The sequence below is a fragment of the Desulfosarcina sp. genome (assembly GCF_055467485.1).
This window is the reverse complement of sequence record NZ_JBUOIV010000006.1, coordinates 88,109-105,982: the sequence shown is the minus strand read 5'-3', so window position 1 is coordinate 105,982 and position 17,874 is coordinate 88,109. Positions and strand designations below refer to the sequence as shown.

Genomic DNA, 17,874 nt, shown 5'->3' with positions numbered 1-17,874 from the left:
CCCTAAAAACAGGTTGCCAAAGGGTCGCCGCCTGTCATAGGATCTGGAAAAATAAGTATCGATCCCCCCCTTGTCCACGCCAGCCATTTCCGATTGATTGAACAGACGAAAAAGGCACCGACGATGAGTCAACACACCACCGGCCCGGTTTACCATGAAACCTATCGTCACTACCTGGAACAGCTCAAATCCATGCGGTTCGACGGAAAGGAAGAGCTGCTCGGCGTCACATTGGATGGCGACGCGGTAGTGGTGCCCTATTTCGGGCAGTCCATCCGATTGACTGCCGACGGACTGAAGGATGCGGAGGGGCGCCGTCCCGATTTTTCCGATTGCGTGGTGGTCTGCCGGTACCTGATCATGTGTCCGCGGTTCGAGCCCAAGCAAAAAGAATGGTCGGCCTATCGGGATTTTCCCGATGCCGGCCCGCTGACGGTATTTTGGAGCGACACCGTGGAAAAACCGTTGGCCAGGGCTTTTTCAGGGCGTGTCGGCGCGCTTGAAGCGGCCAGCGAGACGCTGGGTGGCAGCACGCCGGAAATGGACATCGCCTGCGACCTGTGCCGCTGTTTCATTCCGCTGCCCAAGGTTCCCCTGCTGCTGGTCTTCAACGATGCCGACGACGATTTCCCCGCATCGGCTTCGCTTCTTTTCGAAAAACGGGCATCGACCTACCTGGATGCCGAGAGCCAGGCCATCCTCGGCCATGCCTTTTCCGATCGACTGCTAAAGAACCGATGATGACGATGGGATCATGTCCAGCGCCGCCACCATAATTGGCCACCGGTGCGCCATCAAGCGGGTGATGCTGCAGGTGGACCGGCATATGGACCAGCATTGCCGGCTCGCGGACCTGGCCGATGCGGCCTGCTATTCTCCCTTCCATTTCAACCGGGTTTTCGAAAGCGCCATGGGGGAGACCCCCCATGCGTATGTGTTCCGTAAACGGATGGAGCGTGCCGGTTTTCTGCTCCTCGACCGTCGCCGGCGAACGATCGACATCGCCTTGGAGGTGGGGTATGAAACGCCCAGCGCCTTTTGCAAAGGGTTCAAAACGTTTGCCGGGGTCTCCCCCCGGCGGTTCCGGGACACGGTCTCCAAACCGTGGTTTCTCAAAACCAACCGCCCCTTTCATCCTGTAGCCGGAAACTGCCAACGGAACAGGCGGCGGTTCACGCCATTGATCAAGACGCTTCCTCCGTTGACCGTGGTCTACCGGGAAAATCGGGGGATGGTAAACGGCAGTTTTTTTGAAACCGGCGTCGCCTCCTTCGAGCGGCTGGCTGCCAGCCTGATTGAAAATGAGCTGGAGAGGGCGGTCCAATGCTATGTTGGCATCTATCCCACCCGCTTTTCCAGCCTGCTGGACACACGTGCCCTGAGCTACACCGGTGCCGTGATCCGCGCGTGCCGGGTCGTGCCGAAGGGGACAGCCACCCTGGTGCTCCCGGCAGGCCGATACGCCCTGTTCGCTCATCACGGATCCTATGAATTTCTCATGCAGTCGTGGAACGCCGTCTATCTTGGCTGGCTGCCGCAAAGCGGGTGTGTGCTGCGCGATGCCCCGCCGTTCGAAATGTACCTGAACGACCCGTGCCCGTCGGACGGACTTCAAAAAAGCGCCTGGATTTTGATTCCCATCCATTGATCCCTTGGCAGCGGCATCCTCCTTTTCAGCAAGATCGGACAAGTATTTCAGAGAGATCGGTGCTATCGCTGGAAATGGTAATTCCATCCCCACCCCATCCGACAAAGAGAAGGAGGAAACCATGAATACCGCGCAGCCCAGTGCAACGGCAACCATCATGGCGTTTCACCGGGCACTTGAAATGCTCTACCCGGAAACTGAACAGGTGTGCCGGGACCCGCTGGCCGCCGCATTTCTCCCGCCGGACTGGGCCGCCGTGCTCCGTGATCGTGAACAGCTGCAGGCGCTGATGGGTGAGAAAGCCAAGCAATTCCCCGGTGTGAATGGAGCCATTGTCAGTCGCGTCCGCTTCATCGATGACGTGGTCGCACAGATGATTGCGGATGGCATGGTACAACTGGTGATACTCGGTGCCGGATATGACTCCCGGGCCTACCGGATTCAAGGCATCGAGAAACAGGTGACGGTCTTCGAACTGGACGACCCGATCACCCAGACCGACAAACTGGCCAAACTTGAGTCGGCCATCGGTGCCCTTCCGGGCCATGTGAGATACATCGCCTTGGATTTTTCAACGGATGCGCTTGAAGCCCGTCTGGCTGAAAACGGTTATGATCCAGACAAAAAGAGTCTCTTCGTATTAGAGGGGCTGGTTCCCTATATTCCTGCAGACACGTTTGCCAGGCTGCTGGATTTCATTGGTGAAAACAATGGCGCGGGACACCAAGTGGTTTTTGATTACCTGCCCCCGTCGGTAATTGACGGCACCTGTAGATGGGTGGAAGGCAGAAACATGCATCAGGAGGTCAGCTCACATGGTGAGACCTTCCGGCTGGGATTCGACAAGGATGCACTGGAGGCGTTTCTCAGGGACAAGGGGTTTGTGGTCGTTGAAAACATCAATGCTCCGGATCTCAAATCACGTTATTTTAAGGGTGCCGGCAGGCGGCGGCCGGTGACGCGGGTCTTCTGGTTTGCCCATGCCAGAACCGTTGCGCCGGTCGATCGATGCCGATAGGTATCGGGGCCACTCTGGCTTGAACCGCGACAGCGAGCGCAGTCACCGTCGCATGCGGCAGGGTCAGCCAGCGAACTGACAATCGACGATTTATCCATACGGTGCTGCGGAGCACCGCCGGTTCAGGCAGAACATTTCCCGCCGTTTGCCGCGTGAAGGCTTCAATCAGGCCATTCAATTTCACCGCCTGAGCCGTGGCCGCGTTCCCGCTCAGGCCGACGGCAGCAGTGCCCCCGCCCGAATGGGCCGCGCTCAGGCGGCTCATGTCTCTCAGCTATAAAATCGGCCAACGCCGTTTCATCGGCTCGCCTACGGCAATGGCGCCCGTCAACTGCTTGCGGCCGCGCCGGCCTTTGGGACGTTCATGACGGCGATGGCGCCATGATCGAGTCGTAGATTATTTTACTTTCCTTTCAAACGGTTATATCAGCTTGCGCTGGGTCTGGGCGTTTGGGGGCAATCGATTTTGAGCTTGATTCTTTCCCAAAGTCTGTTTATCTTTCGAAAAAAGCACTTTACACCGACCTGTTTGAGGCGTACTCGCCAAAACGCTCCCGCCGTTTCAGGGGGCACTTTTCTCTGCTTCGCCATTGGTCCCCTCATGATCTAAAACACGCCGTTTGCCGGAACCTGCGGCAGGCAAGAAAGGGTTGCATATGACCATCCGAACCAAAATCGTCGCCACCATCGGCCCGGCTTCGAATTCGCCTGAAATGCTTAAAAAACTGGTTGAGGCCGGCATCAATGTGGCTCGTCTGAATTTTTCGCACGGCAACTACGAAACCCACTCAGAGGCGATCCGCAATATCCGGTCCATTGCCCGAACGCTCAACCGGTCGGTGGGCATCCTCTTAGACCTTCAGGGGCCTAAAATACGCGTGGGACGGCTGGAAAACGGTGAGCCGGTGCGACTGAAGCGCAACGCCGCGTTTGCCATCACCTCAACACCCATGGCGGGCACGGCTCAGATGGTTTCCACCACCTACCAGAATCTTCATTCGGATGTGCAGTCCGGCGATACCATTTTATTGGACGACGGTCTGATCCGTCTCCAGGTGGAATCCAAAACCCGCGACACGGTCAACTGCAAGGTGATTAACGGCGGCATGCTGAAGGAGAACAAGGGCATCAACCTGCCGGGCGTGAATGTCTCCGCCCCGTCGCTGACGGAAAAGGACATCCGGGATGTGAATTTCGGCATCAAAAACGGAGTTGACTATTTTGCCCTCTCCTTCGTGCGCAAAGCCGAAGATCTGGATATGATCAAATCCATCATGAAAAGGCAGGGGGTGGAGATCCCGGTCATCGCCAAGATCGAAAAGCCCGAGGCCGTGGACAACCTGGAGGCGATTATGGATGTCGCAGACGGCATCATGGTGGCCCGTGGAGATCTGGGCGTGGAGATGCAACCTGAATTGGTGCCTATTATCCAGAAAAAGATTATCTCCACGGCTGTCCGCAAAAACAAGCCGGTGATTACCGCGACGCAGATGCTCGAGACCATGAGCGTCAATCCCATACCCACGCGTGCCGAAGCCTCGGACGTGGCCAATGCCATTTTCGACGGTACCGATGCCGTGATGCTTTCCGGCGAGACCGCCTCCGGCAAGTACCCGGTCAAGGCGGTGCAGATGATGGTCAAGATCGCCGAGCAGTCCGAAAGCTCACCCTTTTTAAAGGTAAATCAGCACTACGAATCGGATACCACCGATCCGGTGACCCACGCCGTGGCCCAGAGCGCCGTCAACATTCTCCAGGAGGTCCAGGCCCGGTGTATTATCGCCTTTTCCGTTTCCGGCTCCACCTCCAAGCAGATCTCCAAGCAGCGCCCGTCCAAACCGGTGTACGCATTTACCTCGCGGATGGACACCTACCACCGCCTGTCGCTGCTGTGGGGCATTACTCCCATGTTCATCGCCGATATCGAAAACACCGTCCGCCTGGTAAAATCCAGCGAGAGCCTGCTTATCGGAAAGAACTGCGTGCAGAAGGGGGACCTGGTGGTGCTGGTGATCGGTATGGGACTCAAGGCCGGTTCAACCAATATCATCAAGCTCCACCGTGTAGGGCACGAGGACTGATTCCCCGTGTCCGCTGTTGAAGAAAACCGTGAAAGCCGTTTCCCATAAATACGCATTCGTCAGACCCACCGGCCGACTGTAACCACATATGAACAGTGAACGATTGCAGGAAAGGAGGAAAGGTATATGCCCATCGAAAGAATGGAATACAGCGATGCCCGGACCTTGATGAAACCGGGAGATGTCATTGCCTTTGGCGGCAAGGGCCATTTTTCGGAACTGATCAAGTTTGCCACCCGTGCCGACGTTTCCCATGTAGGGGTGATCCTGCAGACCCGGGTCGTGGATGACGACACCGGGCGGTTTTTCAATCAGGTCATCGAATCCACATCCATTCATGACTTCAATGGCGTTGTGATTTCGCGGCTCAGCGACCGCATGGATGCCTACGAGGGGGAGATATGGTGGCTGCCATTGAACGACGAACTCCGCCAAGACAAGTTCGATTCGGTCAGTTTCTATAATTTTCTCTTCAACCAGGCCAAGGAGCGAAAAGGGTACGATGTGCCCCAGGCACTCAAATCGGCCGTCGACGTCCTGGACGAATTGCCCTTCGGCCTTCACGGCCCGGGGTACAACCGCGAAGATTTCAGCCGGTTTTTCTGCTCGGAACTGGTGGCGGCGGGCCTGGAAAAAGCCGGCACCGTCGGCCCGGTGAACGCCTCGGAGGTGACACCCATCGACCTGTGCCGCTGGAACATATACGGCGACACCTATTTCCAGCTCAAAGGAGAAGCCGACAAGCAGATTTCACGTTACAATACCCTCGATCCGGCGGCCTGGAACGTTTAGCTGCCCAAGCGGGGGGCTGGCAAGGCAAAGGGGAAGGGGGCGCCTGTTTGCGGTCAGGCTTCGCTGATGCGGGAAATGATCTTCTTTTTGAGTCGCTGTAGCCAGTTTTCTTCGGCGGATGTTTTGATTTCGGGAGCAATGCAGGACCGTTCGAGGAATTGCCCGAATTCAGGGTTGATCTTTCCGAACTGGACAATCCTGTCAATGGAGAGCAGGTCCTCCAATGTCGGGGTGGGGATCTTTATACCCGACTCCCGGCGAATGGATTCCATGGTAATGGACAGGGCGTAAATAGTGACTTTCTCGGCCATTTCTTCAGCGGATATCTCGCCGGCTCCCTGGCTGGAGTGGAGCACCTCGTGGACGCAGGAAACCAGGACAGGGTCCCCCATATCCAGGGTTTCGGTGCATTGATCGACGGCGAAATTACTGTCGAGAAAATCGTCGCAGAGCTTCTGGAGGGCCTTGATCCAAAAATCGCTCAAATTCTGGGGCAATACGGCGCTGGAACCGCGGGAGAGCACTTCATTTGAAAACCGGGACAGCATGCGGAAAACTCCTTAACATTGAAGGTCGCGCCGTTTTTAACACAATTTTTCATTCCTGCCCACCCCAATTTTTCGTAGCTGACGGCGGCGATCACCCGTCCCATCTGTTTGCTCGGCGTCTTTCCGGAAGCAGGGCGTGTTTTGCGAAATCAAGGTCTGCGGTACGGTTTCCGCAGACGCCCAAAGAAGTGAGGCCAGGGTGCTGCCCATCGTTGAAATGACGAGGAGAGCCCCCGCCGATTGTCTGATAATGCCCGTTGAGAGATCAAGAATGCCCCTTTGCGACCCATCCATACGGTTGCTGGACCATCTCCCGGATGATTTGGCTGACGATGCCGCCGCCTTGTACCTTTCTGCCCTGGCTGACAAATTAGAGCCGGTTTACGGGGTCGGGCGACGGGCCCGGCGGGCCCTGATGCATGGGTTCAACCGGCAGATGTGCATCACCGCCACGCAGAACGATCGGCTCGTCGGTATCCTCGGTATCCAGGCGGCTGCGGCGGGATTCATGGATGTGACGGTAAACACGCTGCGGCCATTTTACGGCACCTTCGGCAGTATATGGCGGATGGCGCTGCTGGCTTTTTTACATTACTCCCCATTGGCGGACGAGGTCTACATCGACGGCGTGGCGGTAGTGCCTTCTTATCGCGGGCGGGGAGTCGGTACGCGGCTGATCGCCGCCCTAATGGCATGGGCCACCGGGCAGGGCCTGTCGATCGTCCGCCTGGAGGTGGTTGACGCCAATCCGCGTGCGCAAAATCTGTATCGGCGCATGGGATTCGAAGCCGTCCGTAAGCAGACCGCGTGGCCTGTCGGCACGCTTTTCGGGTTCCGGTCTTCAACGGTGATGGCCAAGATCTTGATCTGATCCGCACTGCCCGCCTATCCATATCGGGCGTTGACATTCACGCATCCAACAGGTAAGACCTCTTACCAGACTGGAGCCATCAGACAAGGATCGTGCAGTCAACCTGTCTCCAAGACAACCCTGTGTCCGCGGGGTGTTATTTTCTCCAGAGAGATCATCATGGTAGCCCGTACAAGCATAAAACCAAACTGGATTGAAGCGGCGCCGGAGAAAGGATCCTACCGTTCCATCTTTAAATGGGGCGATCCGAATGGTCACAAGCACCCCAAAGCGAAACTGCTCCGACTGCTCAAGGAGACCTTCAGGCTGACCGACGACCACTTCCGGGTGCCGGTCAGTGACGGCAACCATCCGGTCACATTCAGCCGGCCATGCCGTGTAATCACTCCGGAACACGTCTCGGCCATTTGCCGGATCGTGGGAGACGCGAACGTTTCCGCCGATGACTATGACCGGCTGAAGTTCGCTACGGGAAAGACCCTGGAGGAGTCCCTGCGCCTGCGGCAAGGGCAGGTGCAGGCTGTTTCCGATCTGGTGGTCCACCCCCGCCATAAAGATGATGTGCGCCAACTGGTGGCGTACTGCGACCGTGAGAAAATACCCGTGTATGTATACGGAGGCGGCAGTTCGGTGAACTTCGGCCTGCGGCCGTCGAAGGGGGGGATAACCCTGGTGATGGGCACCCATATGAACAAGGTGGTGCGGCTGAACGAAACCAACCAGACGGCAACCGTCCAGGCGGGAATCATGGGGCCGGACTATGAAGCGGCATTGAACGAGGCTTCGCAGCGCTACCAGACCCGGCATCGCTATACCGGCGGTCATTTCCCCCAGTCTTTCGAGTATTCCTCGGTGGGTGGCTGGGTGGTCACCCTGGGCTCCGGTCAGATGTCCTCATATTATGGTGATGCCTGCGACCTGGTAATCAGTCAGGAGTATGTAACGCCGGTCGGTGATCTCAAGACCCTCGATTTTCCTGCAACGGCCAACGGGCCGTCCGTGGACCGTGTGATGATCGGCAGCGAGGGGTGTTTCGGTGTGCTGGTGGAAGTCACACTGAAGATATTCAGATACATGCCCGAAAACCGACGCTATTTCAGCTTTATTTTTCCGTCGTGGGAGAAGGCGGTGGACGCGGGGCGGGAGATCGCCCAGGGGCAGTTCGGCATGCCGGCCGTGTTTCGCCTTTCAGATGAGGAAGAGACCCACATCGGGCTGAAACTATACGGCATCGACGGTTCGCTGCTGGACCGGTACATGCGTCTGCGGGGCTTTGCGCCGATGCAGCGCTGCCTGATGATCGCCTCTGCAGAAGGCGAAAAGCGTTTTGCGGGAAACATAAGACGGAGCGTCAGGCGCATCTGCCGCCAAGCCGGAGGCATGTCCCTGACCGGCTACCCCACCCGTCAGTGGGCGCCGGGGCGTTTCAAGGACCCGTACTTGAGGGAGGATCTCAACGACTATGGCATCCTCATCGAGACCCTGGACACCGCCGTCACCTGGGACCGCATCCACCAACTGCACCGGGGGGTGAGGGAGGTGGTCAAGTCGCGGCCGGACACCTTGTGCATGACCCACGCCTCCCACTTTTATGCACAGGGAACCAATCTTTATTTTATATTCATCACCCGGGCGGAAAATATCGACGATCTAATAGCCTTCCAGGAAAAGATCCTGTACGCCTTTCAGCAATTCGGCGGCTCGCCGACCCACCACCACGGCATCGGCAAACTATTCAGCCCTTGGATGCAGCCCCATCTGGGAGATGCCCAAATGGACCTGCTCAAGGCGATCAAGCGCCACTTCGACCCCAACACCATCATGAACCCCGGCGGACAACTGGGGCTGGATCTGAATGGCCGCCACTGGCGGGAGGTGGTCTGACCGGCCGCAGGCAGTTGTTGTCAGCAAGAAACCGTCGTTCCTCCGGCCAGTTGCGGACGTGAAATACAGACGGGCTTACTACCAGTTGGGGGCAAATAGTTCGAAGTAGTTTGACGGTCGTACGCAGGCCGGACATTTTTCAGGTGCCCGCTGCCCCTCGTGGATGTATCCGCAGTTCATGCAGCGCCAGACCCGGCTGGATTCCCGACTGAAACTTCTGCCTGTCTCAACGTTTGCAGCCAGCCCGCGAAATGTTTTTTCATGCTGCACCTCGGCAACGGAGATGGCATCCCAGACGTCAGCTGCCCTGTTGAAGCCCTCCTCGCGGCCTGTTTCGGCAAACCCCGGGTACAATTCGCTGTGTACGAATTTTTCTAAATCCGCCGCGGACACCAAATTGTCCAGGGTGTTGTTGATCACGCCGGTAAGAAAACGGGCGGTAATTTCCAGCTCGCCGCCGTTGAAAAACTTGAAAAACCGCAGGGCATGCTCGCACTCCTGACCGGCGGTTTCCCTGAAGATGGAAGCGATCTGCATGTACCCGTCACGTTCGGCCTGATCGGCAAAAAACGAATAACGGGTGGTCGCCTGGGATTCGAAGGCGTAGGAGGTCAGCAGGTTTCTGGCGGTGCGGCTCTCTCTGAATTGTCCCATACAGGGTCCTCCGACAATTTGCGACCGACCATTTGGTGGTCATACGCTAATCGTGCAGCGGTTTTTCGGTCCCTTTAATTGGAGCGGACTCACCGGTTCGTCTCCATGTGGCGAGTGCCGCTCCCGTGGACGCGTCGATGTATCTACAATAATCGATTGATGGGTTGTTAATCTTCGATGATTTCGATGGCGTCTGCACCGCATTCCCTGGCGGCCTGGCGGACCACATCCTCGTATTTTTCGGGGATGACGTCAAATTTGACGGTGGATTGCAGCTGATCTTCGTCATATTCAAAAACTTCGGGGCAAAGGTTGTTGCAATTTCTGTCTCCCATGCACTGGCTGTCGATTTTGACTTTCATTGTTTTTTCTCCTTGTCGAATTGAATGAGGCTGCCTTGTTCAGGCGGTTAAGTGATGAACGGGTGGATCCTTTACCTGCTGAGCCGAGAATGCCAGCCGGCCGAACCATAGCCCAAAACAGATGAGCATTCAATGTCCTCCAGGCAGGCGGCTGCGGACGGCCGCGTTGTTTCTACAAGATCCGGAAGCGAACCGCCAGCGGGTCGTTTTCTCCGACTTTCTGCCCCAGGCCGATCAATCCGTCGCCCTCCAGTTGGATGGCATCCCTGCGCAGCAATCTGGGACCTTCGTCCGGTAGAATCACAAATGTTCCGTTGGTGCTCTGATCGATGAGCATGAAGCGGTTGCGTTGCAGTTCGATGCGGGCGTGCATGCGGGAGACCAATGGCTCGTTGATGATCAGGTGATTGGCGACACCGCGGCCCATGGTTAAAATGGGCCGTTCGTGATCCACTAGAATGCGTTGCTGCAGGTGACGAATTTGAAGGAGGTCCTTTTCCGCGGTCAATGATGCGATCATCTCTTCCGTAATGGAATTGGACATGGTCAGCAGCTCGGGCTTTCCCCAGATCAACTCATGGATCTCCATAACATCGTCTTTGCCCCGAACCCGTGTCCGGTCAACGACCCGTGCCCGACGTTTCAGGGTCAGTTTCATCAATGCAAGCGTTTCTTTGTTGGTGATGATCTGATCGCTTTTGGCCAGATCCACCATGCGTGCGGCTACATTCACCGCGTCTCCGAACACATCTTCAGGCTCACAGATCACCTCGCCGTGGTGAAACCCGATTCTCAGCCGGATGTTGGCCTGGACCATTTTTGGATCAAAAGAGATCTCTTCATGCATCTGCCGGGCGGTTTCGGCTGCATGGTTGGGCGTCAAAAAGGTGCACATCACTTCGTCACCAATGGTTTTGATGACGCTTCCATCATTTTCCCTGGCCAGATCTTTCAGTTGGGTCAGGCAGTCGGAAATCAGCTCCCGTGCCTTGAAATCGCCAAACGTATCGTAAAGGCGGGTGCTGCCGGCGATGTCGGCAAAAAGGATGGTCAACAGGTTGGTGGAGGGGGTGTCCATATCAGGCAATCCACCATGCAAATAAAGGTTGAATAGGCACCTACAGCGGCACACTCGCATGGCTGTGGCGGGTTGTCAAGATGCTGACACGCTGGGATGATTAGGAAAACCAATGCAGTCGTCTCTGTTTGCCCCGTCAGAATGAGCGATGCCGGTTTTCTGTCTTAAGGGTAGTGTAAAACACCTATACTTCCCGTTGATCCCCTTCCCATCCAGTTGCTTATTTTCCACCTGGTGGCGGGTACCCATCCTACCGGCGATTTGGATGCATTCGTTTAACATTATTCGTATGAAACTGTGACTTTTTTTGTACGCTGGAAGCAAAGCATTTACTACTTCGGATGGGGGCTCTCTACGAACAGATTTTCAAAAAAGGAAATAGTTTTAAGCTGTTCTATACAGGATATGGTGGTTTATTGAACTGTTGGCACTATAGTTGCTGACTGGGTGTGCTTACGACAGTTGATACCGAACTGCTCGATAATGGCAAACCACCCGAAAGGGTGGGACGCAAAGTCGCTGGCCTAAATCTTCCACTTTCCGGAAGACATGGTAGCAGGGCCGCCGAAGGCAAACGGTCGCATCCTCCGCGGATTCACCGGTTGTCAAAATGAATATCCACGGAGGATAGCAGTATGTCTAAACGGTGCGATAGCCTGTTCCACACCCTTGCCTTGTTGGCGTTTGCCTTAGGGCTGATTCATTTCAGTTCCAGTGTAAGCTTCTCCGCCGCTACTTACACCATACACGATACGGCCGAGGTAACGCTGGCTTGGGACCCCAACGATCCCACACCGGAGGGCTACCGCATCTACCAGCGGGCAGATGGGCAGTCATACGATTACAGCCAACCCTGCTGGACAGGTCCTGGTACTTTAGGCACTGTCTATAACCTGGACTGGGACACCACCTATTACTTTGTCGTTCGGGCATTTGCTGGAGCGCTGGAGAGTGAAGATTCCGAAGAGGTGTCGTTTACTGCCCCGTTGCCAGACCCAATGTCCTATACGATTACGGCCTCAGTAGGCGAGCACGGTACCTTATCACCTGACGGTAAGGTCATTGTGCCAAAAGATATTGACCAAACCTTCACCATCATACCGGATAACGGTTATCGTGTGCTGGATGTGAAAGTGGATGGCTTATCTACTGGCGTTGTTTCATCATATACATTCAGCAAAGTTACCAATGACCACACTATCGAAGCCGTTTTTTCGGTCGATACCTACCAAATTATTGCTTCCTCAGGATCCAATGGCAGCATATCTCCATCAGGTACCCTCAGTGTGGATCATGGGACCAGTAATACCTTTACTGTCTCGCCTGCCTCCGGTTACCATGTTGCAGACGTTATGGTGGACGGCGTATCCAAGGGTGCGATCGATACATATACCTTCGACAAAATTTTTAGTGACCATACGATTCATGCTTCTTTTGCAGCTGACCCGGTCCCCCCAAAAAACATGCCCGGTACCATTGGGGCAAAGGAAATCGAGTTTGCTGATGTCCAGATTGATCATAGCTGGAAGCGAATTAACTTTAATAAAACATTCGTCAATCCAGTGGTGGTCGCGGGGCCGATCGGTCTCAACAGCGGTGATCCATCGGTAATCCGAATTCAGAATGTTGATTCTGAAGGATTTGAGATGCGTATCCAGAAGTGGGACTACCTTAGCGGGTCATCTATTGCTGAGACGGTGAGCTACCTAGTCATGGAGCAGGGAAACTACATCCTTGACGACGGTACAAAAATTGAAGTCGGCAATATTGAGACCATAGCAGCGGCTTCTTTCAAGCAAATTAACTTTAATGACCGTTTCAATGTAGCACCGGTCGTGATGACCACAGTGACCAGTTTTAACGACTCGAATGCGTTAACCGGGCGGATAAAACGAATTACCGCCGATGGTTTTCAATACCGAATGCAAGAGCAGGAAGGTAGTGTACAAAATCATGGTGCCGAAAGTCTATCATATATTGCCTGGGAACCCTCAACTGGCGAAGTGGAAGGCGTTTCCTATATAGTTGAGAAAACGGTTGATGCGGTTACCCACAACGACTACAGTATTTTCTTTGATGCACCTTTTGTATCCGCTCCTACTTTCCTTGCCGACATGCAGACTGCCGACGGGGGTGACACGGCGAACGTGAGATATGCCAACAAGGATGAATTTGCCGTTGATGTGTTGATCGATGAAGAGCAGTCGCGGGATATAGAAACCGGCCACACTAAGGAAGTAGTTGGCTATATGGCATTTAGCCGTAAATTAACGGACATGAGCGAAGCCATGGAGTTTGGTGACGCACAGGTCAACCATGCCTGGACCCGGATCGACTTTAACGGGTCATTTGTCAACCCGGTGGTGGTCGCCGGTCCGATCGGGCTCAACGGCAATGATCCGGCGGTCGTTCGAATTCAGAATGTCGACGGCACGGGTTTCGAGATGCGTATTCAGGAGTGGGATTACCTTGACGGCTCCCATGTCGCCGAGACGGTAAACTACCTGGTCATGGAGCAGGGGAGCTACACCCTTGCCGACGGGACAAAAATCGAGGCGGCCAATCTGCAGACCGCTGCGGCGAGTGGTTTTCAGCATGTCGCTTTCAACCAGGTCTTCAATGTCCCCCCGATCGTGATGACGACGGTCACCAGTTCCAATGATTCGAACGCGGTCACCGGGCGAATGCGGCAAATCACCATCGATGGCTTTTCCTATCGAATGCAGGAACAGGAGGGGAATATACAAGACCATGGTACAGAAAATGTCTCATATATCGCCTGGGAACCGTCATCCGGTGCAGTGGGAGACATCACCTATCTGGTCGAGAAAACACCGGATGCGGTAACGCACAATAACTACACGGTTCTTTTCGAGAAGCCCTTTTCCTCACCGCCGGCGTTCCTGGCCGACATGCAGACCGCCGACGGCGGAGACACCGCCAATGTCCGGTGCAGCGGCAACGACGGCGTGTCGGTCGATGTGTTGATCGACGAAGAGCAGGCAAAGGATGCGGAAGTAAACCACGTCAGCGAAGTCGTGGGCTATATGCTTTTCAGCCGTTAGCAGGAGGGGCGGGTAAGATTCGTCAGGCCTGCGTTTAGAACCCGTATAGCACCGATCAGTAATGGGGGGTTGCCAATTTCCGATCGGCATCCCCCTTGGTCTATACAGCTGTGTTCAACCTGCAGAAAACCAAACGTGTTAGTTTCCCAATGGTTGGGTTGGCATCGCTTTTAAACGCTCTCGACAGCACAGGCCATCGATACGCCGCCGCCGCCGCACAGAGTGGCCATCCCCAACGACTTGCCCCGGTTTTTAAGGGCGTAGAGCAGGGTTACCATGATCCGGCAGCCGGTGGCGCCCACCGGGTGGCCCAGGCCGATGCCGGAACCGTTGACGTTGGTGATGTCGCGGTTCAGGTTCAGCTCACGTTCACAGCCGATATATTGGGCGGCGAAGGCTTCGTTGACCTCGACCAGTTCGAAATCGCTGATATTCATGCCATGGCGGTCCATCAGATTTCTGACGGCCGGCACCGGGGAGAGCCCCATGACCGACGGATGGCAGGCGCCGCGTCCCGTGGCGACAATTTTGGCCAGCGGTTGAACGCCCAGTTCCCGGGCTTTTTCCGCCGACATGATCACCATGGCCGCCGAGCCGTCGTTGATGCCCGACGAGTTGCCGGCGGTGACCTTGCCGATCTTGGGCACGAAGGCCGGCGGCAGCTTCTCGAGTTGTTCCATGGTCAACCCGGGGCGGAAGTGCTCGTCCCGGTCAAAGACCAGGGGCTCCTTCTTGCGCCGGGGGATCTCCATGGGTACGATCTCGTCTTTGAATGAGCCGTCGTTGTTGGCCCGCTCGGCATTGTTTTGGCTTTTCAGCGCCACCTCATCCATTTCCCTGCGGGAAATGTCCATGTGCTGGGCGATGAATTCAGCAGTCTGGCCCATGATATAGGGCTTGCCCACGCACATGCTCAGCGGCGGCTGGGTGGCATCCACCGGGCCGTCTTCGGGGTGGGGGATGATGTGGGAGCCGCAGTGAAGGGCGTGAATCATGGCGTCCACGAAGACGGTATCCTGCAGCCGGCATCCCCAGCGGGCATTGGGCACCTGGTAGGCTACGCCGCTCATGTGTTCCACGCCACCGGCAAGGATGACGTCGGCCATGCCCGCCTGGATCATGGCCATGCCCGACAGTACCGCTTCCATTCCGGATATGCACACGCGGTTGATGGTGGCGGCCGTCACGGTGTCGGGAATGCCGGCCAGAAGCGCGGCCACCCGGCTGACATTAAGGGCGTCGGCAGGCTCCATGCAGCAGCCGTAGCGCACATCGTCGATAATGGCCGGATCGATACCGGCCCGCTTGACCGCCTCTTTCATGGTGACGGCGGCGACAGCCGCCGCGCTGGAATCCCTGAGGGTCCCGCCGAAAGCCCCGATAGCGGTCCGGCAGGCTGAAACGATGACGACATCTTTCATGGTCTTCTCCTGATTAGTCGAGTGATTTGTTAACGTATTCAGTTCGGTGGCGTCTGATCTGCAACCGTTGCGTTTTGGCTCTCCCTACAGGCTTCCAAAACCCCGCTCGGTGATTTTCAGCACGGCATCCTCGCAGGCGCGGACAGCCGCCAGCCGGCCGAGTGCAATCGGCAGCACCGCATTGATAAAATAGCGTGCGCTCTGAATCTGGCCGTCGTAGAAGGCGGCATTTTTATCCCTATCGATTTTTTGGGCCTTTTTTTGATCATCCAGTCCGCCGACGATCTTCGCCAGCGGTGATGACGCTGTCGCTGCCCGCCACAACAGCATCCAGCCCATGATCACATCCCCCATGGCCATCATGAAGGGATGGGCTGATGCGAACGCCGTCTTAAATGTCGGGCTCATGGCCTGCTTGCCAATGACCATGGCTGTCTCTCCCAGCTGGCCTGCAGCCGTTTCCATGGCCACTGCCAGCCGTTTAAGGGCCGGGATGCCCTTTGCCTGCTGGATGGTTTTATTCATTTCATCCATAAAGTCCACGAACACCGACCCCTTCTTCATGCTCAACTTGCGTCCTAGCAGATCCATGGCCTGGATGCCATCGGTACCTTCGAAGATGGAGGCGATTTTGCAATCCCGGGCCAGCTGCTCTACCGGATAGTCCATGGTGTATCCGCAGCCGCCGTGCACCTGCATGGCCTCGATACAGACCTCGAATCCGCGCTCGGCGCAGTAAGCCTTGATCAACGGGGTGAGCAGGGCGATGCGGTCGCCATTACGCTCCCGCTCCTTCTTGTCCTCGGCGCATTCGGCCAGGTCGAAGCAACGGGCTACATAGTATATGAAACTTCTCATGCCCTCCACGTGGGCCTTCATCCACAGCAACATGCGACGCACGTCAGGGTGCCGGATGATAGGCACCGAGGGGGCGTCGGCATTCTTGCCGTCGGCCAAATCCTTTCCCTGGATGCGTTCCCGGGCGAAGTTCAGCGCATGAAGGAAGGCGGCAGTGGCGTGGCAAAATCCCATGAAACCCACATCCAGGCGGGCTTCATTCATCATGTGGAACATGATTTTCATGCCCGCATTTTCTTCTCCGAGCAAAAGCCCCCGGCATACGCCTTTGCTGCCCATGGACATGGCGCAGGTGGCGCTGCCGTGCAGGCCCATCTTCTCTTCCGTGCCCGTGCACAGGATGTCGTTGGCCTCTCCCAGGCTGGCGTCGTCATTGACCCAGATCTTGGGAACGATGAAGATCGATATGCCTTTTGTCCCCGACGGGGCCCCTTCGATGCGTGCCAGCACCGGATGGATGATGTTCTCGGTGAGGTCGTGCTCTCCGTTGGTGATGTATATCTTGTTGCCGGTGATGGCATAGGTGCCGTCCTCGAGTCGCCGGGCCGACGTGGTCAGGGCGCCCACGTCGGAACCGGCTTCGGGCTCGGTGAGGTCCATCGTCCCGCCCCACTGGCCGGTATAGAGTTTTTTCAAGAACAGTTTTTTTTGCCTGTCGGTGCCGAAAAGCTCGATCATCTTGCCGGTGCCGTGGCCTTCCATCGCATAAATCACCATGGCGTAATTGGCCCCGATGAAATACTCATAGGCGGCGCGCATGACCATGTGGGGCATTCCCTGCCCGCCCACAGCCGGATCTTCGGTGAGGGATGTCCACTCATTCTCGAGCATCAATTGGTGGGGGCGTCGATAGCATTCAGGGATGATTACCCGCCCGTTGTCAAAGTGGACACCGGCCTTGTCTCCTTCGGCGTGGGTGGGCAGCACCTCCTTGATGCCGAATGACCGGGCTTCGGTGACCACCATGTCCACCATTTTTTTATTGAGCGTCCCGTATTTTGTCGATTTAAAAAGCTGTTCGACATCCAATTGCTCGTAGAGGACAAAATCGATGTCCCGGCGGTCTGCGATCTGCTGTGCCATGCTATCTTTCTCCCGTGCTTGATGATTTTACCCTTGTTTTTGTGTCCCGCGTTTCACCCTTCTGGCCAGGGGCTGCGGGGACGCTTGACCGGTGCGTCAATCCATGACCAACCCATTGGCGGCGACCCGGCTCGGTCCAGCCGGAACGGGGCTTGCCTTGCGGTGGAACGGGTCATGTCGATTGATGATGGATGGGAAAAGTGAAGATGAATAATATTTTTGTTAGTATAGGCATGATGCCTTGTCAAGCAACGCAGGACGTGAATGGTAAGTAGTTGTTGAACCTGGTTCAATTTGCTGCTGTCATCCGGCTGCGCAGAAGCGATCCGGTGTTCACGGGTGGGGGTTCCTGCCTGCCGGGCGTTACCCCGATTGGCAAGCTGAATCTGATTTAGATTGATAATATCCTTCATGTTGTGCTTGACAGGGGAAGGCCGATCGTCTAATTGAAAACATTCAAAGGTTGAATCAAATTCGATTTTATAACTTCCTTCATAATATCTTCAGGGCT

At 56.0% G+C, this 17,874-nt stretch carries 14 protein-coding genes and 1 riboswitch; of the genes, 8 read left to right on the top strand and 6 right to left on the bottom strand.

Going from position 1 to position 17,874, the window contains the following annotated elements; translation table 11 throughout:
• Positions 1–123: 123 nt before the first annotated feature.
• From ACZCED_RS04975 to ACZCED_RS04955, 5 genes are all read left to right on the top strand, one after another.
• Positions 124–741: a DUF3786 domain-containing protein gene (locus ACZCED_RS04975; RefSeq protein ID WP_462968739.1), complete on the top strand. Its 618-nt coding sequence runs from the start codon at positions 124–126 to the stop codon at positions 739–741.
• A gap of 13 nt (positions 742–754) precedes the next feature.
• Positions 755–1,648: an AraC family transcriptional regulator gene (locus tag ACZCED_RS04970; RefSeq protein WP_464860333.1), complete on the top strand. Its 894-nt coding sequence runs from the start codon at positions 755–757 to the stop codon at positions 1,646–1,648.
• A 121-nt stretch (positions 1,649–1,769) separates the two neighbouring features.
• On the top strand, positions 1,770–2,666 hold the full coding sequence (locus ACZCED_RS04965) for an SAM-dependent methyltransferase (RefSeq protein ID WP_464860332.1): 897 nt from the start codon (positions 1,770–1,772) through the stop codon (positions 2,664–2,666).
• A gap of 656 nt (positions 2,667–3,322) precedes the next feature.
• Positions 3,323–4,747, top strand: coding sequence for a pyruvate kinase (pyk, locus tag ACZCED_RS04960; RefSeq protein ID WP_462970874.1), 1,425 nt, complete (start codon positions 3,323–3,325; stop codon positions 4,745–4,747).
• A gap of 126 nt (positions 4,748–4,873) precedes the next feature.
• Positions 4,874–5,539 carry a hypothetical protein gene (locus ACZCED_RS04955; RefSeq protein WP_462970875.1) on the top strand — a complete coding sequence of 222 codons (666 nt, stop codon included), beginning with the start codon at positions 4,874–4,876 and terminating at the stop codon, positions 5,537–5,539.
• A 53-nt stretch (positions 5,540–5,592) separates the two neighbouring features.
• Here ACZCED_RS04955 and ACZCED_RS04950 read toward each other — a convergent pair whose 3' ends face one another.
• A complete protein-coding gene (locus ACZCED_RS04950; protein ID WP_462970876.1) occupies positions 5,593–6,087 on the bottom strand; it encodes a hypothetical protein in 495 nt (164 codons plus the stop codon).
• A gap of 271 nt (positions 6,088–6,358) precedes the next feature.
• Here ACZCED_RS04950 and ACZCED_RS04945 point away from each other — a divergent pair, with 271 nt between their 5' ends.
• Both ACZCED_RS04945 and ACZCED_RS04940 read left to right on the top strand, forming a co-directional pair.
• Entirely contained in the window at positions 6,359–6,958 is a 600-nt protein-coding gene (locus ACZCED_RS04945) for a GNAT family N-acetyltransferase (RefSeq protein ID WP_462970877.1), read from the top strand.
• Between the two features lie 159 nt (positions 6,959–7,117).
• A complete protein-coding gene (locus ACZCED_RS04940; RefSeq protein WP_464860331.1) occupies positions 7,118–8,842 on the top strand; it encodes an FAD-binding oxidoreductase in 1,725 nt (574 codons plus the stop codon).
• Positions 8,843–8,920: 78 nt separating this feature from the next.
• On the opposite strand, the gene rbr is transcribed toward ACZCED_RS04940, so the two are convergent.
• From rbr to ACZCED_RS04925, 3 genes are all read right to left on the bottom strand, one after another.
• The gene (gene rbr / locus ACZCED_RS04935; RefSeq protein WP_462970879.1) at positions 8,921–9,496 is read right to left on the bottom strand and encodes a rubrerythrin; all 576 of its coding nucleotides are present in this window, start codon (positions 9,494–9,496) and stop codon (positions 8,921–8,923) included.
• A gap of 167 nt (positions 9,497–9,663) precedes the next feature.
• The gene (locus tag ACZCED_RS04930) at positions 9,664–9,858 is read right to left on the bottom strand and encodes a ferredoxin (protein WP_462970880.1); all 195 of its coding nucleotides are present in this window, start codon (positions 9,856–9,858) and stop codon (positions 9,664–9,666) included.
• Between the two features lie 172 nt (positions 9,859–10,030).
• Complete coding sequence (locus ACZCED_RS04925; protein WP_462970881.1) at positions 10,031–10,936, bottom strand: adenylate/guanylate cyclase domain-containing protein; 906 nt, start codon at positions 10,934–10,936, stop codon at positions 10,031–10,033.
• 475 nt (positions 10,937–11,411) lie between these two features.
• Positions 11,412–11,505, top strand: a riboswitch (cyclic di-GMP riboswitch).
• A 66-nt stretch (positions 11,506–11,571) separates the two neighbouring features.
• Between ACZCED_RS04925 and ACZCED_RS04920 the strand changes: the two genes are divergently transcribed.
• Positions 11,572–14,001, top strand: a complete 2,430-nt coding sequence (locus ACZCED_RS04920; protein ID WP_462970882.1) for an H-type lectin domain-containing protein — start codon at positions 11,572–11,574, stop codon at positions 13,999–14,001.
• A 170-nt stretch (positions 14,002–14,171) separates the two neighbouring features.
• Here ACZCED_RS04920 and ACZCED_RS04915 read toward each other — a convergent pair whose 3' ends face one another.
• Together ACZCED_RS04915 and ACZCED_RS04910 are read right to left on the bottom strand one after the other, a co-directional pair.
• A complete protein-coding gene (locus tag ACZCED_RS04915) occupies positions 14,172–15,422 on the bottom strand; it encodes a thiolase family protein (RefSeq protein WP_464860330.1) in 1,251 nt (416 codons plus the stop codon).
• A gap of 84 nt (positions 15,423–15,506) precedes the next feature.
• Entirely contained in the window at positions 15,507–17,363 is a 1,857-nt protein-coding gene (locus ACZCED_RS04910) for an acyl-CoA dehydrogenase (protein ID WP_464860329.1), read from the bottom strand.
• Positions 17,364–17,874: the final 511 nt, after the last annotated feature.